Origin of the sequence: Cryobacterium lyxosi (assembly GCF_004403345.1) — a bacterium.
GTDB classification, from domain to species: domain Bacteria; phylum Actinomycetota; class Actinomycetes; order Actinomycetales; family Microbacteriaceae; genus Cryobacterium; species Cryobacterium lyxosi.
The window spans coordinates 15664-41034 of record NZ_SOGT01000018.1 but is presented as its reverse complement, the minus strand read 5'-3'; the positions used below and the strand labels follow the sequence as shown (position 1 = coordinate 41034).

The 25371-nt window shown below is 63.8% G+C and carries 21 protein-coding genes; 8 read left to right on the top strand and 13 right to left on the bottom strand.

The features are described 5' to 3' along the window. The first annotated feature begins 113 nt into the window (after positions 1 to 113). Together E3T27_RS15685 and E3T27_RS15680 are read left to right on the top strand one after the other, a co-directional pair. The gene (locus E3T27_RS15685) at positions 114 to 1580 is read left to right on the top strand and encodes a tyrosine-protein kinase domain-containing protein (protein WP_166786246.1); all 1467 of its coding nucleotides are present in this window, start codon (positions 114 to 116) and stop codon (positions 1578 to 1580) included. Further along, positions 1580 to 2590 carry a glycosyltransferase gene (locus E3T27_RS15680; RefSeq protein WP_134573920.1) on the top strand — a complete coding sequence of 337 codons (1011 nt, stop codon included), beginning with the start codon at positions 1580 to 1582 and terminating at the stop codon, positions 2588 to 2590. The genes E3T27_RS15685 and E3T27_RS15680 overlap by 1 nt, the downstream gene beginning before the upstream one ends. Positions 2591 to 2631: 41 nt before the next feature. On the opposite strand, the gene E3T27_RS15675 is transcribed toward E3T27_RS15680, so the two are convergent. The 4 genes from E3T27_RS15675 to E3T27_RS15660 form a co-directional block, all read right to left on the bottom strand. Then, positions 2632 to 3711, bottom strand: coding sequence for a glycosyltransferase family 4 protein (locus E3T27_RS15675; protein WP_134573918.1), 1080 nt, complete (start codon positions 3709 to 3711; stop codon positions 2632 to 2634). After that, the gene (locus E3T27_RS15670) at positions 3704 to 4678 is read right to left on the bottom strand and encodes a glycosyltransferase family 2 protein (RefSeq protein WP_104195931.1); all 975 of its coding nucleotides are present in this window, start codon (positions 4676 to 4678) and stop codon (positions 3704 to 3706) included. Before E3T27_RS15670 ends, E3T27_RS15675 begins: the two co-directional genes overlap by 8 nt. A 78-nt stretch (positions 4679 to 4756) precedes the next feature. Further along, complete coding sequence (locus E3T27_RS15665; protein WP_134573917.1) at positions 4757 to 8335, bottom strand: PKD domain-containing protein; 3579 nt, start codon at positions 8333 to 8335, stop codon at positions 4757 to 4759. A 119-nt stretch (positions 8336 to 8454) separates the two neighbouring features. Continuing rightward, positions 8455 to 9192 carry a hypothetical protein gene (locus E3T27_RS15660; RefSeq protein WP_134573915.1) on the bottom strand — a complete coding sequence of 246 codons (738 nt, stop codon included), beginning with the start codon at positions 9190 to 9192 and terminating at the stop codon, positions 8455 to 8457. 225 nt (positions 9193 to 9417) lie between these two features. On the opposite strand from E3T27_RS15660, the gene E3T27_RS15655 reads away from it, so the two are divergent. Further along, a complete protein-coding gene (locus tag E3T27_RS15655; RefSeq protein WP_134573913.1) occupies positions 9418 to 10491 on the top strand; it encodes a glycosyltransferase family 4 protein in 1074 nt (357 codons plus the stop codon). Between the two features lie 81 nt (positions 10492 to 10572). On the opposite strand, the gene E3T27_RS15650 is transcribed toward E3T27_RS15655, so the two are convergent. Further along, the gene (locus E3T27_RS15650; RefSeq protein ID WP_104195927.1) at positions 10573 to 12420 is read right to left on the bottom strand and encodes a WD40 repeat domain-containing protein; all 1848 of its coding nucleotides are present in this window, start codon (positions 12418 to 12420) and stop codon (positions 10573 to 10575) included. 280 nt (positions 12421 to 12700) lie between these two features. Here E3T27_RS15650 and E3T27_RS15645 point away from each other — a divergent pair, with 280 nt between their 5' ends. Beyond that, entirely contained in the window at positions 12701 to 13219 is a 519-nt protein-coding gene (locus E3T27_RS15645; protein WP_104195926.1) for an FAD synthase family protein, read from the top strand. A gap of 91 nt (positions 13220 to 13310) precedes the next feature. On the opposite strand, the gene E3T27_RS16750 is transcribed toward E3T27_RS15645, so the two are convergent. Continuing rightward, complete coding sequence (locus tag E3T27_RS16750) at positions 13311 to 14033, bottom strand: right-handed parallel beta-helix repeat-containing protein (protein WP_194087735.1); 723 nt, start codon at positions 14031 to 14033, stop codon at positions 13311 to 13313. On the opposite strand from E3T27_RS16750, the gene E3T27_RS16745 reads away from it, so the two are divergent. Next, positions 14026 to 14334, top strand: coding sequence for a hypothetical protein (locus tag E3T27_RS16745; protein ID WP_194087734.1), 309 nt, complete (start codon positions 14026 to 14028; stop codon positions 14332 to 14334). The two genes, E3T27_RS16750 and E3T27_RS16745, sit on opposite strands and share 8 nt — an antisense overlap. 448 nt (positions 14335 to 14782) lie before the next feature. Here the strand turns inward: E3T27_RS16745 and E3T27_RS15635 are convergent, their stop codons facing one another. The 3 genes from E3T27_RS15635 to E3T27_RS15625 all read right to left on the bottom strand — a co-directional run bounded on the left by E3T27_RS15635 (position 14783) and on the right by E3T27_RS15625 (position 18359). After that, positions 14783 to 15844, bottom strand: coding sequence for a right-handed parallel beta-helix repeat-containing protein (locus tag E3T27_RS15635; RefSeq protein WP_134573909.1), 1062 nt, complete (start codon positions 15842 to 15844; stop codon positions 14783 to 14785). Between the two features lie 125 nt (positions 15845 to 15969). After that, positions 15970 to 17037 carry an acyltransferase family protein gene (locus E3T27_RS15630; RefSeq protein ID WP_134573907.1) on the bottom strand — a complete coding sequence of 356 codons (1068 nt, stop codon included), beginning with the start codon at positions 17035 to 17037 and terminating at the stop codon, positions 15970 to 15972. After that, the gene (locus tag E3T27_RS15625) at positions 17034 to 18359 is read right to left on the bottom strand and encodes an O-antigen ligase family protein (protein ID WP_166786244.1); all 1326 of its coding nucleotides are present in this window, start codon (positions 18357 to 18359) and stop codon (positions 17034 to 17036) included. The genes E3T27_RS15630 and E3T27_RS15625 overlap by 4 nt, the downstream gene beginning before the upstream one ends. A 236-nt stretch (positions 18360 to 18595) precedes the next feature. Here E3T27_RS15625 and E3T27_RS15620 point away from each other — a divergent pair, with 236 nt between their 5' ends. Together E3T27_RS15620 and E3T27_RS15615 are read left to right on the top strand one after the other, a co-directional pair. Further along, entirely contained in the window at positions 18596 to 19552 is a 957-nt protein-coding gene (locus E3T27_RS15620; RefSeq protein WP_134573903.1) for a hypothetical protein, read from the top strand. A 16-nt stretch (positions 19553 to 19568) separates the two neighbouring features. Further along, the gene (locus E3T27_RS15615) at positions 19569 to 20939 is read left to right on the top strand and encodes an oligosaccharide flippase family protein (RefSeq protein ID WP_166786243.1); all 1371 of its coding nucleotides are present in this window, start codon (positions 19569 to 19571) and stop codon (positions 20937 to 20939) included. Here E3T27_RS15615 and E3T27_RS15610 read toward each other — a convergent pair. Then, a complete protein-coding gene (locus tag E3T27_RS15610) occupies positions 20936 to 21889 on the bottom strand; it encodes a glycosyltransferase family 2 protein (RefSeq protein ID WP_134573899.1) in 954 nt (317 codons plus the stop codon). The two genes, E3T27_RS15615 and E3T27_RS15610, sit on opposite strands and share 4 nt — an antisense overlap. Before the next feature lie 50 nt (positions 21890 to 21939). Continuing rightward, complete coding sequence (gene pip, locus E3T27_RS15605) at positions 21940 to 22896, bottom strand: prolyl aminopeptidase (RefSeq protein ID WP_134573897.1); 957 nt, start codon at positions 22894 to 22896, stop codon at positions 21940 to 21942. 88 nt (positions 22897 to 22984) lie between these two features. Between pip and E3T27_RS15600 the strand changes: the two genes are divergently transcribed. Beyond that, positions 22985 to 23371: a TraR/DksA family transcriptional regulator gene (locus E3T27_RS15600; protein ID WP_134573895.1), complete on the top strand. Its 387-nt coding sequence runs from the start codon at positions 22985 to 22987 to the stop codon at positions 23369 to 23371. 32 nt (positions 23372 to 23403) lie between these two features. Here the strand turns inward: E3T27_RS15600 and E3T27_RS15595 are convergent, their stop codons facing one another. Together E3T27_RS15595 and E3T27_RS15590 are read right to left on the bottom strand one after the other, a co-directional pair. Next, on the bottom strand, positions 23404 to 24099 hold the full coding sequence (locus E3T27_RS15595) for a response regulator (protein ID WP_104195916.1): 696 nt from the start codon (positions 24097 to 24099) through the stop codon (positions 23404 to 23406). Next, entirely contained in the window at positions 24096 to 25358 is a 1263-nt protein-coding gene (locus E3T27_RS15590) for a sensor histidine kinase (RefSeq protein WP_134573893.1), read from the bottom strand. Before E3T27_RS15590 ends, E3T27_RS15595 begins: the two co-directional genes overlap by 4 nt. Positions 25359 to 25371: the final 13 nt, after the last annotated feature.

Genomic DNA, 25371 nt, shown 5'->3' with positions numbered 1-25371 from the left:
GACAACGTAACGACTTTGCCGTGTGCCTCGTTCTGGGGATGCTTTTTCACACTTTCAGACGTGAGTTTTGATCACCTTGATTGTAGTGTAGGCGCAACCGGATGGAGAAAGCTGTGGAACCAATCGACTATCTGAGGACCATCACGAGGCGGTGGTTGCTCATCGCTATTGTGGGCCTCCTCGGCGGCGCGGTGGCGTGGGGCTACGCGGCCACCCTTCCGGCGCAGTACCAGGCAACCAACAGTGTCTTCGTGACGAGTGACCGGGGTGAGACGACCAGTGAGCTGCTGCAGTCGTCAACCTTCACTCAAAACCTTGTGCAGTCCTACGCTCAACTCGCCACGACACCAACCGTTCTGGGGCCCGTGATCAGCAAGCTCGGATTGAATATTTCCACGCAGGCCCTGGCCTCCCGTGTCACCGCGGAGATTCCCATCAACACGGTGTTTATCAACATCACCGTTACCAGCCTGTCGGCGACGCAGGCCGTGGCCCTCGCTGATGCTGTCTCCGATTCCCTCGCCACTGCGGTAGGAAATCTGGCGCCGAAAGGGCCCGACAACTTGCCGTCGATCACGGTCGAGACGGTTTCTCCGGCTCAACTGCCGGACAGCCCGTTTGCACCGAATACGCAGCTGATCGTCATCACCGGATTGCTGATCGGGCTCGTTCTCGGCGTGCTGTACGCCCTGTCCCGCGAGGTGTTCGATACCCGGGTGAGCACAGAGAAGGACCTCGATCGGGTCTCCTCCGATCCCCTGCTTGGAAAGGTCGGTCGCAAGAAGCGCACCGACCCAGCAGGCCTGGTCATGCGGGTGATGCCACACAGTGCCCTGGCTGAAGCGTATCGACGGGTGCGGGCCAACCTGGAATTCATCGACGTGGATAGCCCGCCACGCAGCGCCGTGGTCACGTCCGCGGTGACGCGTGATGGCAAATCCACGACCGCGATCAACCTTGCCCTCGCCATGGCGGAACGCTCGTCGCGCGTGCTCCTGATTGATGCCGACCTACGTCGCCCGTCGATCGCCGAGCTGTGTGATCTCGAAGGCGACGTCGGGCTGACAACTGTTCTGCTCGGCGATGTCGAACCCGACGACGCCATCGTGCGCTGGTCGAATGGCATCGACGTGTTGCCCTCCGGCGCTGTGCCGCCCAACCCCGGACAGTTGCTCGGTTCGGCCGCAATGAAGACCCTGATGCAGCGCCTACTGCTCGAGTACGACTTCATCGTCGTCGATTCCCCGCCGCTGCTGCCGGCCACCGACGCCCTCGGTCTGTCACATCTCACCGACGGTGCCATCGTGGTCGCCCGTTACAAGGCGACCACCCGCCAACAGCTGGCCACCACGCTGGAGTCGCTTGAAGCCGTCAATGCGCGCATTCTCGGCATCGTACTCAACCAGGTGCGGGAGCGTCGCGCTGAGGTGTACTACGGACCGCTCGCCCCAACAACTCGCACTGCCGCGCTGACTCCGGAAACGACCAACCGGGTCACGGCTACCCGAGCGCCTCGCACCACCTTCGATGAAACGGGCCGTCGCGACTCTCGCGCGTCGGAATCGACACGGTCGTCATAGTGCGGGTCCTCCAATCTTTTCCGGAGGGTCGCACGACGACGAATCCCTACCTGCTGCAATTGAGCCGCTCGCTCAGCCCGCACGTCGAGGTGCTCGGCTTCACCTGGCGCCGGGCGCTCACCAGCCGTTACGACGTGTTCCACGCACACTGGCCGGAGATTCTCGTGCAGGGTCGGACACCGGCCCGGGCGCTAGCCAGACGCATGCTGTTCCGCCTGTTTCTGGTGCGGCTGCGCCTGCGTCGCACCGCGGTGGTGCGAACATTGCACAACGTGCGGAGTCATGAGCTCTCACCCCAGCATGACCAACGTTTACTCGAGCGGTTCGACCAGCGCACCACCCTGTGGATCAGGCTCAATTCATTCACACCGGTGCCCGCTGACGCGCTCGAACACACCATCCCGCACGGTGATTACCGAGACTGGTACGGTGACCTGATGTCGGGCGCGACCATGCCAGGTCGGTTGCTCTACTTCGGACTCATTCGCCCCTACAAGGGTGTGGACACCCTGGTCCACGCTTTTCGCCAACTGGACACCGCGGCCCTGGACGATCCCCTGCCGACGCTGCATATTGTCGGTGCTCCCCAGACACGCGACCTGGCAAAGCGGCTGCAGCGCACGTCGGCCGGCGACCCGCGCGTCGAGTTTATGCTGCGCCACGCCAGTGATGCCGAACTGGCCGATGCCATCCGCGCCGCCGAACTGGTCGTGTTGCCCTACACCGAGATGCACAACTCCGGCGCCGCGCTGCTGGCCCTCTCGCTCGACCGGGCGGTATTGGTACCAGAGAACGCGGTCACCACCGCGCTGGCCAACGAGGTCGGCACTGATTGGGTGCTCACCTACACCGGGCCACTAAGCGCAGAGGTTCTGGCCGATGCGCTCTTGCGCGCTCGTTGGCCTCGGAGCGCCCCCGCGCCCGACCTCTCGCACCGCCGGTGGTCGGTCGGAGCCGCCGATCACGTCGAGGCCTACGGCCGGGCCATTCAGTCAGTCCGCTCGCGCTGAACCGAGCGATATCGACTGGACCACGATCGGCTGCTGAGCGCTCAGGCGCCAACAAATAGCCAGGCGTCGGCGGCGAGCCGGCCATCGATGGCCGGCAGATCCTCAGCTGCGGGGCGAGGTGCCTGCAGCGCGCGCACGACAGCATCCGCCAGCAGCTGCGGCGTGCAGCCCGGCGCGACCACCTCGTGGTCGTGCTCTTCAAGCCAGGACGCAAGCCCAGTTTCGGTCGTGGTCACAATCGAGCAGTCGTGCGCGAGACCCTCGACGATCGGCAGGCCGACCTGCTCACGCCAAGTGGCGGTCGGCTGGCTGGGCAGGGCCAGCACGCTGGCACGACGCAACTGTCGGTGAATCTCGCTGCGCGGCGGGTCGATGACAAGCTCGATCGTTGGGTCGCTGGCGACGGCTTGCCGCGCCTGATTCTCCAGCGCACCCTTACCGATCAGGGTGAGGCGGGCCTCGGGCAGCGCTTTGGTCACGAGAGGCCAAGCCGCGAGAAGGCTTGGCAACCCTTTACGCTGGGCGAATGCTCCCAGAAAAACCACCCGGTTCACCTCAGGGTCACCGTCATCGCTGCAGGTGCATGTGGCTGGCAACGCGGGAATAACGACCGAGACGGCATCCCGGGCAGGTTCGGGCAGGGCTGTGCGGTACGTGACGCGGGCCGCATCCGTTCCAAAAACGATGCGGTCAGTTTGACGCCAGACGAAGCGAGCGGCAACGCCGTTGAGACCGCGACGCAGTCGCGCCCGGATAGCGAGTTGGCGTTGGAACGGATCCGCGTTTTCCAGGGCGTAACACACGATGCTTGCTCGGCTACCGCCGATCAGCGCACGCAGGCGCAGGGCGCTGATCGCTAGCGTGCTGGCCCAGACGCTCGAGAGCATGAGCGGTTCGCCAATTTCCAGCGTCGTGACCGTGGAGTGAGCCAACAACCACGCGGCGCGCACGGGGTGAGCCTGCACAAGCACGAGGCCCGTCGCCAGTTCCTCGTGAAAGTCATACCTTTTGATTCGGAACAGAATGGCGGCCGCCGGCAACTCATGTGCTCGTTCCAGGTGGGCGCTGCGCAGCGTACGGTACAGCCGTGCCCGGTCGGTCAGAATTCGACCGCTAGCCACGCTTGTACTCGTGGTAGACCGAGCCCACGGAACCTGCCAGCATCCCAGCACCGCGGGCGGCTGTGCGCAGCCCTCGGGCGCGCAACGGGACCTGCCCGACGAGGGATCCAGCGATGTATCGCACGATCCCACCGCACAGCCGTGCGGCGCCACGCGCTTGCAGGTTCATCCGCACCAGCACCCGTTTGGCACGGTCAGTGTCGTCGAGGTTGATACGACTCCAGGTGTTACCCATGCGAAATGCGCGTTGCAGCACCCACTCCCGGGTAAGACGATCCGCCGGAACTATATCGATGACGATGGCTTCATCGCACCAGATCATTTGCCCGCCGCGCTGGTGCAGCTGCCGGGTGAACAACGAGTCCGACCCGCCTGACAGCCCGAACCGTTCGTCAAAGCTGAGCTCCAACCGACGCACCTGGGCCAGATCGAGCAGCAGATTATTCGTTGCCGCGAGCGATACCGGCGTGCCCGTAGTGAACCGGCGGCGCTCGAAGAAGCCACCGGCCCGAATCCACTGGTCTGGTTCGATGTCGTACTGCGACAGTACCGGGCCAACGACGGCCGCGGGCCGATAGGTCGAATAGGTATCGAGCAACTGCACGAGCCAGTGGCTGCTGGGTCGTTCGTCATCGTCGATGAAGATAAGCAGGTCGGCACCCTGGCCTTCCTGCAGTGCTCTATTGCGCGCCGAGGCGATACCCGGGGTGGGTTCGTGCACGTATCGGATGGGCGTCCCCCCGGTCGATGCGGGCTCCCCAGTTTCTACCCACCTGGTGTCGGTCACGAGGGTGCGCGCTCCGGCATCAGGGTCGTTGTCGATGACGATGATCTCCACCGGTGCCAGCACCATGCCGGCCTGATCGAGCAGTTCGGGCAGGAGCTCCTCGAGGTCGGCGGGGCGTCGATAGGTCAGCACCGCGATCACTACGCGCGGGTCACCTGTGGATCGATTGGCAAGTGACATGGCCAATCCCTTCTGTAGCGGTGAGAAAAGTGCTGTGCGCGCCGTGCGCGATTGGCGAGCTCGAGACCGGGCCGCCGTTCAAGTGGCTCTCTTCACGATCAGGTCATCGAAGGTCGCGGTGACGGGCGTCACTGTGGCGGTCGACCCCAGATAGAAGGCCAGACCAACGGCACCGGATGTCTGCAGCGCAGCGGTCGAATCCGTCACCGTGGTCTGCCACGCCGAGGGTTCCGGCGTGCCGAGGGCCCAAACTTTGGCACGAATTGTCGTCGGAGCCGAGCCGATGACCTGAACGCGCAGTTGCAGCGCGCTTCCGGTTGTGTAGGTGAGGCCGGAAATGTTCTGGGCCTTCAGGCTGGTAGCGCCGCGCATGAGTTGCAGTTGCACAACTCCGGTCGACAGATTCTTCATGCGCACCCGATAATCGTCCGTGCCGACCCGGCGGCCGATCAGCGAGGTGTACGCGCCGGAACCGGTCGCATCCTGTTGGAGGGTCGTTGTGACGAGCATGTCGGTGTCGAGCAGGGACACGCCAGACAGGTAGGCATTGACGGTGGCTCCGGCGGCGGCTTTGAAGCGGCCGGCTCCACCACTGACCGAGTAATTCGATGCCGTACCGGTCGTCGTCCAGGCTCCCCCCGTGTCGGCGGCGCCCAGGCCGGTTGCCAGGCTGCGGGAGAACGCGTCGGTAGCCAGCGGTGTGTTCGGGTCGGCTGCCGGAACGACAACCGTCTGCTTGGCTTGCGCGGTGGCTAAGGAATTGTCGGTCACGGTGAGGGTCACGTCGTAGGCGCCCTCGACCGCGTAGCTGTGCGAGGCGGTCACGCCGCTGCCGGAGGTCCCGTCACCGAAGTTCCAGCTGTAGCCGGTGATGGTGCCGTCGCTGTCGCCGGAGGTGGAGGCATCCACCGCCACGGTAAGCGGCGTGGCTTGATAGCTGAATGCGGCTGTCGGCAGCGCGTTCGCCGGCGGTTCGGTGGCATCGACCGTGCGGGTGGTAACCGTGCTCGCTCCCGAGTTGTCGGTGACGATGAGGGTGACCACGTAGCTGCCGGCGGCCGCGTAGGAGTGCGTTGCGGTGGCTCCGGTTGTGGTGCTGTTATCGCCGAAGTCCCAGGCGTAACCCGCGATGGTGCCGTCGGAGTCGGTCGATCCGGTGGCATCGACGCTCAGGTCGCGGTACGTGATCGCACTGCTGAATGAAGCAGTCGGGGCCACGTTGGCGGGCGGTCCGAATTGGCCGATCGAGTGGTGCCGGGCGATGGCGCTGGCGCCAAGGGCCGTGTTATAGACGGCCACTTCGTCGATGTCGGCCTCAATATAATCGCTGGCCGGTCGGCTGGTCCAGCCGCTGAGGTTGTCGCCGCCTATGCGCCAGTAGCCCTGGACCGGCGCCGCCGACGTCGTGTCGGTGCGCTGGGCGGCGAGGGCGCCGTCGACGTAGAGGGACATTCCGGCAGCACCGACGGACGCGACGATGTGATGCCATTGACCGTCGTTGTATGCCGCGGTCGTGTTGACCGTGCGCAAGATGCCCGGCTTCACACCGAACCAGAGTCGTCCGACGTTGTCCATATAGATCTGGCGATCGTAGGCGGTCGAGGCGCCGGTGGCACTGTTGCCCAGCCCGATGATTTTGCCGCCCTTCGTGGTGGTGGTCTTCACCCAGGCTTCCAGGGTGAAAGCACCTCGAGGAGTTTCGAATGCGGATGATGCCGCCGTGCCCACGGTCGTGCCACTGAAACGGGAGGCTGTGCCCGAGTCTGCAGCAAGCGCGCCCGGTACGCTGCGGATGACGCCGGTGCCTGCGGTCTCGTTTGAGGCCGCAGCCCAGTCGTAGGCTGTCGTACCACTGGATTCGCCGAGCGGCCAGTATGACGAGGGCGAATCGCTCTGCACGGTCTTGGCGTAGGCGCTGTAGTCACCCGAACCCGATACGGTCACGCTGGTCGGACCGCCGGTTTTCACATTGCCGAAGGCGTCCCGTACACGCACGCGGTACACGTAGATCTGCCCGGATGTGAGTCCGGTGTCGGTGAAGCCCATCGCCGGCCGGGACCAGTCGGTCGACAGGCCGGTCACAGTGCCGACGGAGACACCGTCACGCAGCACCTCGTAGCTGAGCTGTTCGTTGTCCCGGTCGTAGGCGGCCTTCCATCCGATGCGGGCGGTGCCCGCCGAAAGGGAGTCCACGGTAGGTACGAAAGCGGATGACGCGAAGGCCGCGTTGGCCACGCGTGGGCCTTCCTTATTGGGCGCGATCGCCGTGCTGGCGAAGCGCACCAAGCCCTGCTGGCCCTTGTTGTTCACGTTGGTGAATTCACCGCCATAGAGCAGGTACCGCCCGTCGCCGGTGATGGTCCACGGCCCCTGGCCTTGACCGGTAAACGTGCCCGAGTTGATCTCGGGGTAGAACGTCAGGATGCTCGGACTCGGCTTGCCGGTAAAGCTGGCATAGCTACCGACGGCATTGGGAGTGAGCGTGCCGGTCGCAGCCATGGAAAAGGTGAGAGTGCGGTGGTAGGAGCGTGGTGTGGTCTCGACCGGGCCGCCCATGTTGCCGCAGTAGTGCGTGTGACCGGTGGTGTAAACGACGTTGCCGAATGGCACCGCCGAATAGGTGTCGCCGTGACAGTCTTCCATCCAGATGAGGGAGCCGTCGCTCCAGCTCACCCGGAAGGTGCCCTCGAAGTTTGCCCCGCTTCCGTAGTCGTAGCCGGTGCCGAAGGCACCGGCGGCCGAAGAGGTCAGGCTGGTGATGGCCCCGTTGACTCCGGCATTGCGAATCAGGGCGTTGACGGCCCAGGGCAGGGAGGCGCCGGTGACGGCATCCGTCGCGGCCATCCCATAGCCGGGGGCATCGCTGCCGTTGTACGAGGTGAACGACCCGCCGATAAGAACTTTGGTGCCGTCCGGCGAAACAGCCATGGTGTTGACCGACCCGCCCACCGGTTCTCCGCTCCAGACACGCAGTGCGCCATTCGAGGCGGCGAAAGCAGCGATTTGATTACGAGCGATGCCGCTGGCCGTGGTGAACACCCCGCCCACGTACACGGTGTCACCGAAGGTTGCCAAGCTCTTCACCGAGGCATTCACCGTCGGTGCCCAAGAGGAGACAAGGGAGCCGCTGACAGTGTCGAACGCGGCCAGGCGATATCTGGCTACTCCGCCGACGGTCGTGAAGAACCCTCCGGCGTACAGCCGGGTACCATCGGTCGATGCTACGAGAGACCGAACGGCTCCGTTCAGGTCTGGATTGAAGCTCTCGACCAGAACGCCGGTCGACAGATTGTAGGCGAGCAGGTTGTTGCGGACAACTTCGTTCACACCGGCTGCCGAGCCGGCCGGCCGAGCCCGTGTGAACTCGCCTCCGGCATAGACAGTGTTGCCGACAATGACCTGGGACCAGACGACGCCGTTGATCTGGGTCGTGGGCAGGGCATCGGCAGCGACGGTGAGCGGTGTGCCAGCATCCACCGGGCGGGTGTCCGCCTGCGCCACCAGAGGCAACGTCACGAGGCTCGCGAGCACCGTGATGATGGTCACCAGACTGGCCCAGCCCAGTTTCAACGACCGAGTGGCACTCGGTCGGATCGCGCCACTGGCCGTGGCCATGGTCGCGTTGACGTGCAAGCGAGACGCCGGGAGAAGTCGCACGGTGATTCCTTACTCAAGACGAGGTGCCGGGCCGTCGGGTAGCCACCGCATTCTTCGGAGTATAGTGAGAATCTTTCATAAACGGCTGCCCCCTATCCGGGGCACGAGCACATAGCCACTCAGCGCGGGGCTGCGCCCTCAAACAGCACGATCGGCACGCCCGCGGAGTAATCTACGGCGATGCGCACCTGGTCGCGCTGGTCACTCGGCACCGCGAAAACGAAAACCCCCTGCTGGGTCGCCCCCGCAGCGACCGATTCCGGTAGCGGCGCTCCACCCGACGCCGTCAATTCAGTCGCCGGGCTTTGCTCAGCACCGAAAAACAGGTTGACCACGGTTGCGGTCAATGCCACAGCGTCGGACGTGTCATTGCGCACGGTCACAGCAAAACGCAGGGAAGGCCCACCCACCTCGCCCGGACCGCGCGCGACCCCGTCGACGGCTTCGAGTGTGCCGATGCTGAACACCAGACCCGGAACGGCTGCGGCGGAATCGGTCAGCGGCACCGGCGCCCGCTCGACGGGCGGAGCAGGTTCGACGGGCGGAGCAGGTTCGGCAGCGACAGCCTCGGTCGGCGCGGGCGTCGTAGCAGTCGGAACCGCTGTGGGTGAGGGGTCGGGCGATGGCACCGCGGTGGGCGTTGCAGTCATCCGCGGGTTCGGCGAAGGGGCGTCGCTGTTGTGTGCAGCCGGGTTCGGGCCGCCATTGTTCGATGCGGCGACACCGGCGACCACAAGGACGACGATGAGTACTGCCAGCGCAGCGGATGCAACGATCCACCAGACACGCCGCCGAGAAATCGAATTCCCACCCACGGTGGGGCCTGTGTTGTCATCGACGGGGTGGCGCACTGCCATGGTGAAACTCCAGGTTGCTCGGCTGGCCTGACGATCGGGTTGCATTCTTTGGTGCAGCTGCTGACACCGTGCGCTAATAACGCGGTGCAGCTATTAATACACGGGACGCACCCTCATTCCTAGGGGGCGGCTGAACCCCGAACGGGGGCACCCGCTCAGGCTGTACAGTGTGGAATTCCGGCGCTTGCCCGGTAACACACCAAACACCCGACCGAGGTGACAGACATGAAATTTGCCATTCTGCACGGCAGCAATGATGCCTACGGTGCCAGCAAGGTGCTCTGCCAGGAAATAGAGTGCCTGGTCAGCCTCGGGCACGAAGTGCTCATCGTTGTTCCACACACCGGTCCGTTGTCCACGGACCTGGCCCGGTTCGGCGCAGCGGTTTCGGTCGTGATCGATCCGTCGCTGGTAGTGCTGCGCCGAAGCAAGTTGACCGACCTGCTACATCCGCTCACGCTGCGGCACGACGTGGCGCTCGCCGACGTCGTGGTGTTGTGGACCCTGGCCCTGAGCGCCTACATTCCCGTGCTCCGTCTGCGTCGCCGACGCTTCTATGTCTCGGTGCACGAACTGCTCCTGGGACGAGTCGGTGGCCTGCTTGTGCGCACATTGCTGGCACCCGGCACCTTTCCGGTGTGCGCATGCAGCAGGGCCACTGCCGAGTGGCTGCACTCCCAAGGCGTAGGGTCGGACCGTCTGACGGTTACCTCTCCGGTTTTCAGCTCCGTTGAGGCCGTACCGGTGCGTGGTGTGCACGACCCACTGACGTTCGCCGTCGTCGGACGCGTCAATGGGCACAAGGGGCACCTGGAGGTGGCCACGGCATTCCAATCGACGGCGTTGTCCGGTCAGGATTGGCGGCTCCTGCTCTTCGGTGCGCCGTACCCCGGACAGGATGATGCTCTTCAGGACGTGTTGGCGCTGGTCAGTCGTGACCCGCGCATCGAGTACCGCGGAGAAGCTGCCTCAGTGGCGGCCATCGCCAGCGAGATCGATGCCGTGGCCTGCTTTCCGTCTACACCCGAGCCGTTCGGGTTGGTACCGATCGAAGCCTGGCGGGTTGGCCTGCGGTCGGTTGGCTTCGCGGACGGCGGTGCGGGAGAAGTCCTTCCGGTCGTCGGCGGCATTGGGGTGTCGCGCACGGATTTCCCTGACCGGGACATTACCGCCGCACTCCTTGACTTGTCCGTGACACTGAAAGCTCACCCTTCGCTGCCAGATCCAGCCGCGGTCAACAGGCTTTTTTCGCTGGATCGTCGTCGTGACCTCATTGCCCGGGTCATCACCAGAAGTTAGCGACGATGCAGAGCAAACCCAAAGGGACCACTCGACTAGCGGGCGGCCCCTTCAGGGGTGATGGGCGATGAGTCCACCGCTCTAGGCGGCTGGCACCTCGGGCAGCGGCGCAGGCGCGTCATTCGGCATCGGCTTGATTCCTGGGTCCTGCTGCACCCTAGGTTCCGGCACGACATCCGGCGCGGGAACCACGTCGGGAACCACGTCGGGAACTACGTCGGGCATCGGAGCCACATCCGGAGTCAGAGTTGCGTCGGGGGCATTCGCCGGCGCATCCGGCGTGATGGTCTGGTCGGGAGCCGTCTTATTGGCAGCGCCGGTAGCCTGGATGCTTGCCGATGATCCGGTCACAGTATTGCCGAACGGATCGGTCGCCCGCACTTGGTAGGTATAGGTCGTGCCACCCGATCGCCCAGTGTCGGTCCAGCTAATGCTGGGCCGAATCCAGTCTGCTGACAGCCCGGTTTGAGTGCGTACCACGACACCGTTTCGGAGCACCTGGTAGGTGAGCTGTTCATTGTCTCGGTCGTAGTTGGATTTCCAGGTCACCTTCACCGAGTTCGCGCTGGGGGTACTGAGCGTGGGCTGAAAGTTGGAACCCGTGGCCTTAGGACCTTCCTTGTTTGGCGCGATCGATGAGACAGCGAAGCGCACGAGCCCCTGTTGGCGTTTGTTATTGACGATCGTGAATTCGCCACCGTAGAGAACGTACTGGGAGTTCGCCGCGAGGTTCCACGGTCCCTGACCCTGCCCGGTATAAGTGCCGGTATTGATGTCGGGAAAGAACGCCAGCAGGGTGGGGCACGGCCGGCCGCCGAAGTTGAAGTAACTGCTGCCCGTTTGATTGGGGGCAATCGTGCAGCCGGCGGCCTTGGTGAACGTCAGGGTGCGGTGGTAGCTGCGCGGCGTCGTCTCGGGGGGTCCGCCGATATTGCCGCAGAAATGGGCGTGGGCGGTGGTGTAGACAACGTCGCCGACCGGTACAGCCGAATACGTGTCACCATGGCAGTCTTCGATCCAGACGGTGTTGCCGCTGCTCCAGCTAGCCCGGAATGTTCCCTCGAACATAGCACCGGCCCCGAAATCGTAGCCGGTACCGTAGACGCCGTCAGCGTCAGAGGTGAGCGAGAGGATGGCCCCGTTGGGGCCGGCATTCTTGATCAGCTTGCCAATGTTCCAGGTCACGCCGGCGCCCGTGCTCGAGTTCGTGGCGGCCATCCCGTAGCCGGGAGTGGTTGCCCCGTTGTATGAGGTGAATGACCCGCCGATGACGACCCGGTCGCCGTTGGGTGAGACCGTCAGCGCGTTGACCGCACCATTGGGAATGGTGCCTTTCCACGCCCCCACAGCACCGGTCGGGCCATTGAACGATGCGGCCCTCTGGCGGCTTTGGCCGCTGGTCGATGTGAAGCTTCCGCCGGCATACACCGTGCCGCCGAAGGCATCGAGGGCACGGACGGTTCCATTCGCCGTGGGCTTCCAGTCGGACAAGAGCGCACCGGTTGTTGTGCTGAAGGCCGCGAGCCGCGAGCGGGCGACGCCTCCGACAGTACTGAAGCCGCCACCGACATAGATGCGGGATCCGTCAGGGGAGGCGGTAATCGCCCGCACAACACCGTTAACACTGGGATTGAAGGATGTCATCACCCCGGTCGACAAGTTGTAGGCCATGAGATTGTTGCGGGAGACCTCGCTCGTTCCGGCAGGGGCTCCCGAGGGACGGGCCCTGGTGAACTCTCCGCCAACGTAGACCGTGTTTCCCACGATGACCTGCGACCACACGACGCCGTTGATTTGCGCTGTAGGCAGGGCATCCGCTGCGACGGTCTTGGGAGTGGAGGCGCTGGGGGGTGAGGTGTCGGCCTGAGCCGCTCCCGCCCCAGTAAGGATCGCACCGAAGAGTACGGCGAGGGCGACAATGGCTGGCACAGGGGAACGGAAACGCCATAACATAAAGGAACCTCATCTTCTAGTCTTCGGTGGCCTCGAGACGACCCCCGCAGTTTGTGAATCATACTCAGTTTCTCGTTTCCTCCTACCCGCAAAGTGCAGGTTGCCACAATCGCCAGCAGCCCGAACGTGAACGTGTCACGCGGCGCCCTAGTCAGACCGGTCAATAGACGTTAGGATTCCTCACTACCTCCCCTGACTCCCTCTATTCGAATTCTGCCGCGCTCGCGGGGTAGCCTGAGAGAAATCTGAGCATTGTATGGCCGCAGGACAATCCCTTTCCCCCGATGCAGGCACCAACTCCACAAGGCCTCTTCGCATCGGCTATGCCGCAGGCGCTTTCGACCTTTTTCACGTGGGCCACCTCAACATCCTTAAACACGCCAAAAGCCAGTGTGACTACTTGATCGCTGGCGTCGTGTCCGATGAAATGCTGGAGCTGACCAAGGGCGTCACCCCGGTTGTTCCCCTGTTCGAGCGCCTCGAGATTGTGCGGCACATTTCATTCGTCGATGAGGCCGTTGCCGAAGTCGTGCAAGACAAGTTGGAGACGTGGCGCCAGCTGCGCTTCGACGTCTTCTTCAAGGGCGACGACTGGCGAGGCACCCCTCGCGGTATGCACCTGGAGCGCGAGTTCGCCGCTGTCGGTGTTGATGTGGTCTATTTTCCATACACAGTGAACACCTCGAGCACGATACTGCGCCGGGCCCTGGATGCGTTGACGCGACCGGACGCCGCTTCCCGCTGGCAGACCCGAGCGATCGAGGGCACCTCCTAGAGCCGATTGGCTCCCAGAACGGCGGGAGGGCGGGTTCCGCGTGCAGTGCACGAGGAACCCGCCCTCCTTTCTGGATTTCTGGATGCGCCGATTATCCGGGGTGAATCACGACCAGGGTGTCATCCGGCGTGTAGTAGTTGTCCTCCATCTTCACCTTCGTGGACGCACGCGCAATCACCGCGCAATCGTCGACCCGAGTGTTGCGACCAAAAATATTGTCAGTGATGACCACTCCATGCAGGGGGCCGCGGGATTTCTCGGCAAGGTTGATCGAGCATCCGCCGCCATCGGCCACATTATCTGTGATGGTGAGATTGGACACGTCGCCGCGGTCCTGAGTGACCTGCACGGAAGCATTCCAGGCACCGGTCAACCGGTTGCCGTCGATGCGAATATTTGATCCTTCCTGAATTTGTATGGAATCGTCGTGGCTCGGTGTGCCTCCCTGATTTGGGTCTCTGTCGTAGTGCAGGTTGTCGTGCACCCAGGAGTCCGTGATCGCGACGTTTCCGCCAGTGAGGTGGATACCGTCGATGACACCATGAATGTTGAGGCGTTTTGCCTCAAAGTTGTAGCCGTAGATTCCCTGGACATCGGGTGACGGCGTGGAGGGAAACAGCTCCGTGTCGATGATGCGCAGATTTTCGTAGCCGCCGAGATTGCTGATAAGGGCCATCGGACCACTCAGGTCTCGTCCGCGCACGATCGAATTTTTGATTGTGACGTTGGGGGCTGCGATCCTGACCATGCCCCGAATGTCCAATCCGTCAATGGCGGTGCCCTCCTCGGTGATAGTGAGGTCGCCGTTGTGCACCGTCAACCTGGTGCCCGCTGGCACGCCGGTGTTACTGCCGTTCGGCGTGCCTCCCGTGGAGGGAAGTGTCGGCGCCGGCACTGGAGCAGGTGCCGGCACTGGAGCCGGACTCGGTGCCGGAGCCGGACTCGGTACCGGAGCAGGACTCGGTACCGGAGCAGGACTCGGTGCCGGAGCAGGACTCGGTGCCGGAGCAGGACTCGGTGCCGGAGCCGGACTCGGTGCCGGAGCAGGACTCGGTGCCGGAGCCGGACTCGGTACCGGAGCCACAATCGGTTCGGGAGTGGTGGGGAAGAGTTGAGCCAGCAGCCAGCGCAACTGCGCCGGGGTCAGGCCCATTCCGAACGCAGTGCCGGCCGAGGGGGGCGCTGCGGTCTCGCCCCGCCCTGGAGTGATTGTATAGGCGGGTGCTATCTCTTCCGCAGCTTGAACGGGAGCGATTCCCACCAGAGCACCGGTCAATCCGAGCACCACAGCGGCGACTGCCGACGTGCGTGCGCGGCGAAACGGGGAACGAGTGCTCTGTGCGGCGGGTAAGTCGTGGGTCAGTTTCGGGTTGAGTTTCATTTAGGTGATTTCGTGTCCTGCACACGCTTCGGGGCGTGTTGGGCGGGGCAGCTGAGGGGAGCCGCCTGTCATTGGTACAGCATTCCGTGTCGATGCGGTTCGGTCAAACGAGAAGGTGTGAAGACCCTGAGGCGAGCGCTGTGTAGGCCGCACGCGAGGGCTTTGGCTTTGGTCTGCCGGGGTTAGCCCGCATGCACCGAGACTGTCAAGCTATCGGGCGTGTAGTAGTTGCGCGCGGTGCTGATCTTGGTCGTGCTGGGCGAGATGATGGCGCAGTTGGCCACTCTGGTATTGCGTCCGAACTTATTGTCGGTGATGACGGTGCCGTAGATCGGACCATACGACTTCTGGGCCACGTTGATGGTGCAGGCGCCGCCGTCGGCGAAGTTGTTCGTGAAGGAGAAGTTCGAGACGTCACCGGTGTCCTGCGTGATCTGCACTCCGGCGTTGTGGGAACCGCTCAGCGTACTTCCGTACACCTTGATGTTGCTGCCCTTTTGAATCTGGATGGAGTCATCATGGCTGGGCTTTCCGCCCTGATTCGGATCACTGGTGTAGTGCAGGTTGCCGTGCAGCCAGGAATTCGCGATCGTGACGTTACTGCCGGTCACGTGAGCACCATCAATGACGCCGTGGATGTCAACGCGGGTCAGCGTGAAGTTGTAGCCGTAGATGCCATTGATATCGGGGGACGGCTGTGACGGATACAACTCCGAGTCGATGATTTTCAGACCCGAGCGCCCACCGAGGTTATTGACCAGCGCAGCGGGAGCGCTAACGCTTCGTCCGCGAATGATCGAGTTCTTGATCGTCACGTTGATCGCGTTGATCTTGACCAGGCCGCGAATGTCCAAGCCGCTGATGACGGTACCGGCCTGGGTGATATTGAGATCGCCGTTGTGCACCCTCAGGGTCGTACCGGAAGGGACTCCGGTACTACCGGCACTCGCGGTGGCGATCCGAACGACGCCTCCGGTTTGCGCCTGGGCCGGGACCGCCAAGCCGGCCAACGGAATCAGAACGGCGAGGGTAGCTGCGGCCACGAAAACTGGGGGTCGCGTGCTGATCTTGCGCCGCATCCGAGTGCGTTGCAGACGAACTGCATTCGTCAGATCGACACGGGCAAGGTCTGGACGAGATGGGTCATAACGATGCACGGCGGGGTGGTGCTGGTGCATGCCGCGAGAATACTGCGGGGTCAGGGTGAGCGGTCGGCGATGAGAACGTGAGACGTGGTCGGTCATGAATTCATTTCGGGTGGTGCACGTTCGGGTATGCAGGTGAGACAACTGTAGGGTGTCGCCGATAGCTACTAGAGTGTTACCCAAAAATGAAATTACGTCAAATTAGCATTGCGTATTCGTTGAGATCACGTTGGCTCCGCCGATCGTGCGGGGCGGTCTGAGCGGCGGTGGCGCCACTCGAGTTCAGTGACGAACGGCGGCGGCTCATAGGCGTAGCGCAGCCAGCTGCGCGATGCAAACCGGTTCAGCGCGAGTGCGAACAGCACGGCCGTCGCGGCAAGAACGAGAGGCATCACAGGGGCAATGACGGCTACCGCACTCAAAAGGATCGGGAGCGACAGCACGGAGGAAATGAGGATGACGATGGGTGTGTGCGCCAGGTAAATGGGCAAAGTGGTGCGCCCGATCATCCCAAGCCAGCGTACGCCGCGCAGGGTGCGGCTGAACGCAATCCCGCCGACGACACCGACCAGACAGTTCAGAAAGTACAGGCCGAAAACATCGCGCAGCCCCAGCAGCGCGACGGTGGTGGTGACGGCCACCCAGACGAACATGGCGGCACCCACGAGCAGCCGATTATCGACCGTGCCGATGCGAATGATCCAGCTGCGCAGGTAGATGCCGGCCAGAAAAAAGAAGTAGTACTTGAGCGACCCGGACCACCCGACATTAGGCGTATCGAGTCCGCTGAGTGCCACGACAGAAACTGCGCCGGCAACGACGAGTTGCAGCCGTGGATTGACGCGACGACAGAGCTTGGCCACTATGAAAAAGATCGATAGGGCCCAGATGAACCAGAGTTCGAACCGAGGCAACACGGGAGAAGCCACGAGGTCCAGTACGGCGTGCCGCACGCCGAACCCTACGCCTGTCACGGTCTGGTTGATCAGAAACACGATCGAACCAACCACCTCCCACAGCAGGAAGACCCAGAGGTAGAGGCGCAACTTGACCGTCCACAGATCGCGCCACGGCTTGAGGAGCCATTTGGGGGCGAACAGGCCCGACAGAACAAAGAACAAGGGCATGCGCATCGAGGACAGTGACTCGTTGATTTCGCGCCAATACGGAATATCGAAACCAGCGCCAATCAGCCAGTTCGCTGAGTGGAACAGGGCGACGAGCAGGATAGCGATGCCCCGGCCGGTATCCACCCAGCCAACGCGTTCGGCCGCGGGTTTGGTGGCGCTCATCGTCGACGCTGTGCCATCGTGGGCCGAAGGGGTCCGGGGCGCTGCAGCGCGGCATCCCTTTCGGTCGGCACCCTGCGGGTGATGAGGAGTCCGAGAACAAGAACGAGCAGCACGGATGAGCTGAAAAACGGGCCGAAGAACATGAACCAGACGGCTTTGATGCCGAGGTACAGCAGCACGGCACTGGCGGTGTTGGCTGCCACGTGTACGCCGATACTGCGCACGATGAGCACGAGGATGATAAGGGCGAGCGTAAGGCCGGGAATGCCGAAGGCCGCCCAGAAGTCACCGATGACCGAGTGCAGTTCGATGTGGCCGCCAAACATGTAGTTGTCGACATAGCCGTTATTCGGCTCGTAGTTGATCGCAGCCATGCCGGTCTTAGCGGCCAGTATGTCTACTGGATTAGGCACGGTGCCAACACCGAAGCCCCACGGCTGGTGCTGCATGAGCGCGATCGTCGCCGCGAGTTCGGGGCGCCCGCCGAGGATGAGCGAACCGGTCTCGTTGAGCTGCGCGAGGGTACGCTGCTGGGTGGCTTCACCGAGCGCGCCGTCGAGGATGAGCGCCTGAATCACGTTGAAGACGATGAGACCAAGAACTCCGAGTCCGAGGAGGGCGCGCAGCGCCGACTTGCCGCGCGTGGGCCGGGTCGGACGCATTTGCCAGGCGACGAGCAGCACAGTCAGCAGCATGAACGCGAACGCGGAGCGGGCATCCGTCAAGGTAGCCACGACGGTGAGTACCAGCGCGACGGCCAGCTCCAGCCAGCGGCGGTGCAGCTGCAGCGTGATTCCGAGCAGCAGAATCGTCAGGGCTACCGAATAGCCGAAACGCCAGGGATTCGCCGCGTACAGCTCACTCGACGGCGAGACACCGAGCAGGATTCCGGCACCGTACCAGATGGCGATTTGGGAGTCGGGCAGGACGGTGCGCGCCCAGAGCACGAAGCCGACGCCGGCGATCAACCCGACGAGACCGGCGATCGACCCGAACGCCTGACCGAGACTCGCCTGGTGCGTGGGCGCGGATAGGACGGTGAGCCAGATACCCGAGCCGATCGCGACCAGGCCGCCGACCAGGAGTAGCCGAGCGCCCCAATATTGGCGAAGGATTGGGAACCAAACAGGGAACAGTGCCACGCAGACCACGGCGCCCACAGTGACGCCTCGGTCGATATCGATGCGCAACGCGACAACGACCAGAACAACAATGGCAATGAATTTATTGACGAGGGGCGGGGCCTGGTGCACGGAACGTCCCGCGCGGGTGCGCTTGAGCGGCACCGGAGCAGGTCGCATCGCGGTGATATTGGAGCGCACCTGAGAGATCAATAGCAACCACCACCCGGGCCGCACAGGGACGATTCGGGCACCAGCCCCTGTTGCGCAGCCGCATCGTGCATAACAATAGACGGCTCAGTATGGAAGAGACAAGGGCGAACTCTCTCGAACTAAGGGAAAATCATCCCCCCGAGAAGGGGGCGCGGGTGTGGGTGGCACGGCCTGTATAGTGGCGATTTCGTGAGAGATATTCATTGTGCAACCGGAAGCAGCTCGTGGTCATCAATAACGTGGTCATCAACACCATCCATCGGCTTGTCACCGATCTGCGCCGAGACCCCGCTGCTCTCACGCAGCGGGCCAAAGTCAAGCTACGCCTTGCGGGCCTGCGCCTGACCAATCGGCTGAGCCGCCGATCAGTGACAGGATCGGGCGCCGTGGTGGTAAACCTGACCTCCTTCGGCCATCGGATCGCCCTTGTGCACTATGCCCTCGAGACCATCGCCGCCGGGCGAATCCGCCCCCGGCGTCTCATCCTCTGGCTCGATGACGCCGCGGCGCTCGCGCACCCACCGGCCACACTGCGTCGTTTGCAGCGGCGCGGCCTGGAAATTCAATCCTGCCCCGACTTTGGACCGCATAAAAAACAGTTTCCATACGCCTCTTCCACACCGACGCTCCCGCTGGTTGCTGCCGACGACGACGTCTTATACCCGCGCACCTGGCTGGCCGAATTACTCGAGGCGGCCGCCCGGCATCCGCTGGAGATCGTCGGGCAGCGCGCCCACACGGTCACCTTTGACGGCGATCGGGTGGCGCTCTACTCTCGCTGGGTCGCGGCCCGCGGGACCGCCGCGAGTTATCGAACGCTCTGCACCGGCGTCTCCGGGATCTACTACCCGCTCGGCCTGCTCGATGCGCTGCGCGCCGAAGGTGATGCCTTTCTGCGGGTCGCTCCGCGGGCGGACGATTTGTGGGTCTATTCGGTCGCTGTTCGGCACGGCATTCGCGCCCGTCAGGTGGGTGAGGCTCAGGCCGAGTATCCGGCCATTCCGGGTTCGCAGCGGGGCACCCTGTACCGACAGAATGTGACCGAGGGCGGCAATGATGCCCAGTTCGCGGCGTGCGTGGGCGACGCAGAACGAGAGCGGATACTGCGCGATGACCCCCGTGATTCGCTCGTGTTGCGGTCGATTCCCGCGCTTCGAGTGGTGAGCAGCGATGACACCTAGGCGACCCCGAGGGCCGATGGCCGCCCAGCGGGCCATCGACCGTGCGGTCGAGCCTTCAGCGGGCTCCACCTCAGGCCGGACCACCGCCCCGAATTCGGTGTCGCGCAACATGACGATCGCGCTGATCGGAAACGCTTTTCCCCCCCTTGTCGCGCTGTTTTCCGGTCCGATCCTGGCCCAGGCGCTCGGGGTCGACGGTCGTGGTGCTGTGGCCGCTGCCACCGCGCCTCTCGCCCTCGTGGTCACGGTAGCAACCTTTGGTGTTCCCGAAGCCGTCACCTGGGCGATCGCCCGTAACCCCACCCTGGCCCGCAACGCCTCAAACCGGGGCGTGCTCATTCTGATTATCGCGGGGCTGCTCGCCATGGGCGCCGTCGCTTTGTCAGCGGCCTGGCTCAGCGGTGGCGACCCGACGGTGCAGCAACTTATTCTGGTGGCCTGCCTGGCCATTGTGCCCAATTTGCTCGTCGGCGTATTCCGGGGAGTAGCATCCGCTACCCAAAGCTGGCGGCTGGTTGCCATAGAGCGCATTGTGACCTCGTCTCTGCGGCTCGCTGTGCTCATTCCGTTCTGGCTCACCGGCAACCTGACGCCGCTCGTGGCGACGATCGCGGTGGCCGCGATGCCGGTGACCGGGCTGTTCGTCTACATCGGGCGCATGCGCAGCCTCGACCCACGAGCCTTTGACGTTCCGCGCGAGGCGCGCACCGCCGGACTACTGAGCTATGGACTGCGCATCTGGGTCGGCTCGCTGTCAGGAATTCTGCTGTCCAGGCTCGACCAGGTGCTCATGACACCGTTCGCCGGCACCTACCAGCTCGGGTTGTACGTGGTCGCGGTGAGCGTGAGTGAACTACCGCTGATCATCAACCAGGCGGTGCGGGACGTGACTTTTGTGACCGATGCTGCTGATTCCGTCGACGCACGTCTCGCCTCCTCGGCTCGCATCAGCACCATGCTGTGCGGGCTGGCCGCCGCGTTCCTCGGCATCAGCATGTTGTGGTGGCTGCCTTTTCTGTTCGGCGAGGATTTTCGCCCCGCACTGCCGGTGGCCGGTGTGCTGCTCGCTGCTGTGGTGCTCGGCACCCCCGGGTCGATCGGCGGCTCCGGCTTGAGCGCCCGCGGTCGCCCAGGCCTGCGCAGCGTGTCGCTTCTGATCGCCTGCCTGGTGAATATCAGCATGCTGATCGTCTTGGCACCACCGTTCGGCGCAATGGGAGCCGCGCTGGCGACCCTGGCCGGCAACCTCATTTCAAGCAACCTGAATTTGTGGTTCATGTATCGCAAATTCAACATCAACCCGCTGCAGTTCTACGGCGTGCGGCGCACTGACTTCGTGACTCTGCTCGAGTACGCCAAGCGGTTCACTCGGCGGCGCAAGCGCTAGGTCGTTCTGGTTGGGGCAGGCGTCGGCGTGGAGGTAGGTACCGGCCGGTAAGCGAGGCCGTCGCGCAGCCCGCGGGCCGCAGCCAGAAGCGGCTGCAGCGAGGTCAGCAGCTGCCGTCGTCCCCCGCGGGAAATGACCTCCCAAGCCGCCGGCACGCTGCGTCGGCGCCATCTTCGGCGGTCGTCGTCGGTGAGGTTGCGAGCCGCGTAAACCAGGCGGTTGCGCACGTTGTAGTAGTAATAGGAGTACGACTTGGCCTGGCCGGCGCTGTGTTGGCCGGCGCCCTGAGTACCGCCCTGCGCGTGAGTAGCGTATGCGTCGGCGCAAACCGTGACCTCTCCCCCGGCCAACAGCACCCGGTGTGAGAGTTCGACGTCTTCCCAGTACAGAAAATAGTCGTCGCTGAACCCGCCCACCCGGCGCCAGAGGTCATCACTGATGAGCAGGCACGCGCCGCTCAGCCAGGGAGTGACCCGTATGCCCGGGTGGTCCCCGCGCTTGCGAGTGGCGCGCACGCGCCCGTCTTCGAGGTACAGATCGCTACCGTCGAACCACACCGTACCGTCCGGCCGCAGGATGCGGGGCGAGACCAGGGTGAGCGGATGCAGGGTGACGGCCTCGAGCAGGCGGGCGACCTGGTCGGCGGGGATGGCGGCATCCGGATTCAAGAGGAGAAAATGGGTGCGCCCATTCTGCTGCGCCCACGCGACGCCGAGGTTCATCCCGCCACCGAAGCCGCGGTTGGTCGGCGACAGCACGTGCTGCCAGCCCTCGCGCTCGGCGATCACCGCCACCCTGGCCTGCTCCGCGACGTCGGTGAAATTGTCGACGACCACGATGTGCAGGCCCGGTGCCGATCGGGACAGCGGTTGGAGGTTCTCTTCGAGCAACGCTGCCGACCCGAAATTCACCACCACCACGGCGAGGGAAGCGAAGTTCGAGTCGGTCATGCGGTCAGTATTGCAGATCCGCGAGGACTGCCTGACAAATTCTCACTGGGTTAGGTTGCGAAGCGGTCGGTCGCCACAATAATGGCATCGAGAATGCCGGGCTGGTCGAAGGCGTGGCCGGCATCGGGAATGAGGCAGAATTCGGCTTCCGGCCAGTTCTTGTGCAGGTCCCACGCGGTGAACGCTGGGGTGCACATGTCGTAACGGCCCTGCACGATGACGCCGGGGATGTCGGCGAGGCGGGAGGCGTTGTCGATGAGCTGGTTGGGGGTGAACCAGCCTTTGTTGGCGAAGAAATGGTTCTCGATGCGGGCGAAGGCCACCGCAAAAGCGGGGTCAGAGAAGCGGACGATCTTGTCGGGTTCCTGCAGCAGGGTAATGGTCGAGGATTCCCAGGTGGCCCACGCCACGCCAGCACGTTCGCGCACGAATTGATCGGGGTCGTGCAGCAGCCGGCCGTAGGCCTCGATCAGGTGGCCGCGTTCGTTTTCAGGAACGGGCGCGACGAAGGACTCCCACAGGTCGGGGTAGATCGCGGCGGCACCGCCCTCGTAGAACCAGTCGAGTTCAACCGGGCGCAGGGTGAAGATGCCGCGTACGACGAGTTCGGTCACCTTCTCCGGGTGGGTCTCGGCGTAGGCGAGGGCGAGAGTGCTGCCCCACGATCCGCCGCACACCAGCCAACGGTCAATGCCGAGGTGCTCGCGCAGTTTCTCGAGGTCGGCCACGAGGGTCCAGGTGGTGTTGACGCCCAGGTCAACGTCGGGCTCGCTCGCGTGCGGGGTGCTGAGACCGCAACCGCGCTGGTCAAATAAGATGATGCGGTACTTCGCCGGGTCAAAAGCCCGACGCTGGTTCGGACCTGACCCGCCGCCCGGGCCACCGTGCAGATAGACCGCCGGCTTGCCGTTTGGGTTGCCGGAGGCTTCCCAGTAGATGGTCTGGTTGTCACCGACATCGAGCATGCCGGTTTCGTAGGGTTCGATCTCGGGATAGAAGGTACGCATGCGACGAGCCTATTCCCCCGATCGGAGGTTGATAGATTTCACAAATCCACCGTTGGGACTAAGCGGTCAGGGCGTGCAACGATAGATCATGGCGCGCACCTCTCTCTCGGACGCCGAGCTCCGGCGCTTCGACCAGGCCCTCAGGGATCAGCGCGCCTTGACGGTGACCGAGCTGAACCGGCTGGCAGAATCGCTCACGAGCGTGCGTGAGGCGCGCAGCGACGGATCGGCCGACGACGAGCACGACCCAGAAGGTCCGACTCTCTCGGGTGAGTGGTCGCGAATTGTCGGTGTCCACGGCGAGTTCAATGAGAAAGTCGCCGCAATCGATCGTTCGCTTGCCCGAATCGCTGACGGGAGTTATGGCACCTGCATCCGATGCGGTAAGCCCATCGGGGCCGCCCGACTGTCCGCCCTGTTGACGGCGGAGCTGTGCATCGACTGCGCCAGACTGATCGAAGGCCGCGGTCGGTGACGAAACCGGCCGGTGACGAAACCGGCCGACGGTCACTGTCCGACGAGGCCCCGTTCGTAGGCCAAGATGACCGCTTGCACCCGGTCTCGAAGGCCGAGTTTGTGCAGGATTCGGCCGACATGGGTCTTCACGGTTGATTCGGAGAGAAAAAACCGCTCGGCCAGTTCCGGGTTGGACAGCCCCTCGGCGATAGCGAGAAAGACCTCCGTTTCCCGCTCGGTGAGCTGCGCGAGGGCCTGGGCTGCGCATCCGTTTTCGGCGTCGGGCTGTGGCAGGTGGGTACCAAAGAGGTCGAGCAGGCGGCGGGTCACCCGTGGTGAAACGGATGCCTCCCCCGAGACGACCGTGCGAATGGCACTGATCAGCTCCCGCGGTTCGGAGTTTTTCAGCAGGAAGCCGCTCGCGCCGGCGCGCAGACCGCCGAAGGCGTACTCGTCGAGGTCGAAGGTGGTGAGAATGATGATGCGGGTGTTCGGGTGGGCCGCCATGATTTGTCGCGTAGCCTCGATGCCGTCGAGCCCCGGCATGCGCACGTCCATCAGAATGACCTGCGGGCGCGCACTCGTGGCGAGCGCGATCGCCTCCACGCCGTCGGCTGCTTCGGCGACGACGCTGAAATCGTCTTCGGCCTCGAGCACCATGCGAAAGCCCACGCGCAGGAGCGCTTGGTCGTCGACGAGCATAATGCGGGTGGGTTCAGGCGGTGGGGTTGATTCCGGTACGGTCATCTGCGCTCCTCGACTAATGGTGACTCGTGCTCGAAGGCCATCGCGGCGTGCACGCGCCATCCGTCGTGGATTCCTGCTCCGGCTTCAAAGTCGCCGCCATAAATGGACACCCGTTCCTGCATGCCGATCAAGCCGCGGCCAAACGCACGCGCGCCCGCCTCCCGGCGTTTCCGACCGTTATCGCTGATGGTGACCTCGATAGTTCCGGGGGCCGAGTGCAACTCCACTACGACCCGTGTGGGTGTATCCGCGTATCGCAGCACGTTGGTGAGCGACTCTTGCACCAGTCGAAAAATCGTCAGCTGCACGCTCGGATTGGCCGGTTCGCGGCCGCTGCGTTCCAAGACGACGGGCAGTCCGGTCGACCGGAAGGATTCGACGAGATCAGCCAGTTGGTCGATTCCCGGCTGCGGCGAACGCGGGGCCGGCTCGATACCGACATCGAGTATGCCGAGCAGACGCCGCATCTCGGTCATCGATCGGCGCCCGGTGCTGGCGATGTCGAGCATCGCCGCACGGGAGCGCTCGACGTTCTTGGGCGCGATGGCATGGGCACCGTCGGCGAGCGCCACCATAACGGACAGGCTGTGGGCGACAACGTCGTGCATTTCGGAAGCGATGCGGTTTCGCTCGGACAGGCGTGAGAATTGAGCTTGCTGGTCGCGTTCACGGGTCAGCTGCGCGGCCAGGTCGACCAACGAGATCACGTAACGTCTGCTGTTTCCCACATTGACGCCAACCAGGGTCGTTGCCAGCATCATGATCCCGATCTGGATGGCCACCGGAATCCACGGTAAATCGGCCGGATTATCGGTCTGCCAGGCGGCCAGACTTGCCAGCAGCGTTGACGCCCCAGACCCGATCCACGCGCTGCGCGCATCGGAGTACACCGCAACCGCGTAGAGCGCGAGGAGCTGGGCGACGAGATTCGCTTCGCCATAGTCGGTGAAGGTGAGCAGGCTGATCCAGGTGATGACCAAAACGAGCCGGGGCATCCGTCGTCGAAAGATCAGGGCGACGGCCAGAACCAGCGCGATGGCAACGTTCAGTACGATATCGCCGAGTGGAGCAGGCTCGACAGCCAGGACGTTGCCCACGAGGGTGAGCCCCATCGGTACCACGTAGATCGCTGCGATCAGCGCGTCGGCCACGTGTGGATGTAGGCTCCAAAACCGCCGCACCACCCCGGATGGAGTAGGCAATGCCACCACTCCCCCCGGCGCGAAGTCGCGCACGGGAAGAGAGGTGTTGGTGCTCATTCTTCGATGGTAC

What these genes read in the sequence shown, in the direction of transcription:
- E3T27_RS15670 (WP_104195931.1), bottom strand. Translation starts at nt 4,678, where the DNA reads ATGTCACTTGCCAATCGATCCACAGGTGACCCGCGCGTAGTGATCGCG.
- E3T27_RS15660 (WP_134573915.1), bottom strand. Translation starts at nt 9,192, where the DNA reads ATGGCAGTGCGCCACCCCGTCGATGACAACACAGGCCCCACCGTGGGT.
- E3T27_RS15655 (WP_134573913.1), top strand. Translation starts at nt 9,418, where the DNA reads ATGAAATTTGCCATTCTGCACGGCAGCAATGATGCCTACGGTGCCAGC.
- E3T27_RS15645 (WP_104195926.1), top strand. Translation starts at nt 12,701, where the DNA reads ATGGCCGCAGGACAATCCCTTTCCCCCGATGCAGGCACCAACTCCACA.
- E3T27_RS15635 (WP_134573909.1), bottom strand. Translation starts at nt 15,844, where the DNA reads ATGACCGACCACGTCTCACGTTCTCATCGCCGACCGCTCACCCTGACC.
- E3T27_RS15630 (WP_134573907.1), bottom strand. Translation starts at nt 17,037, where the DNA reads ATGAGCGCCACCAAACCCGCGGCCGAACGCGTTGGCTGGGTGGATACC.
- E3T27_RS15615 (WP_166786243.1), top strand. Translation starts at nt 19,569, where the DNA reads ATGGCCGCCCAGCGGGCCATCGACCGTGCGGTCGAGCCTTCAGCGGGC.
- E3T27_RS15610 (WP_134573899.1), bottom strand. Translation starts at nt 21,889, where the DNA reads ATGACCGACTCGAACTTCGCTTCCCTCGCCGTGGTGGTGGTGAATTTC.
- pip (WP_134573897.1), bottom strand. Translation starts at nt 22,896, where the DNA reads ATGCGTACCTTCTATCCCGAGATCGAACCCTACGAAACCGGCATGCTC.
- E3T27_RS15600 (WP_134573895.1), top strand. Translation starts at nt 22,985, where the DNA reads ATGGCGCGCACCTCTCTCTCGGACGCCGAGCTCCGGCGCTTCGACCAG.
- E3T27_RS15595 (WP_104195916.1), bottom strand. Translation starts at nt 24,099, where the DNA reads ATGACCGTACCGGAATCAACCCCACCGCCTGAACCCACCCGCATTATG.
- E3T27_RS15590 (WP_134573893.1), bottom strand. Translation starts at nt 25,358, where the DNA reads ATGAGCACCAACACCTCTCTTCCCGTGCGCGACTTCGCGCCGGGGGGA.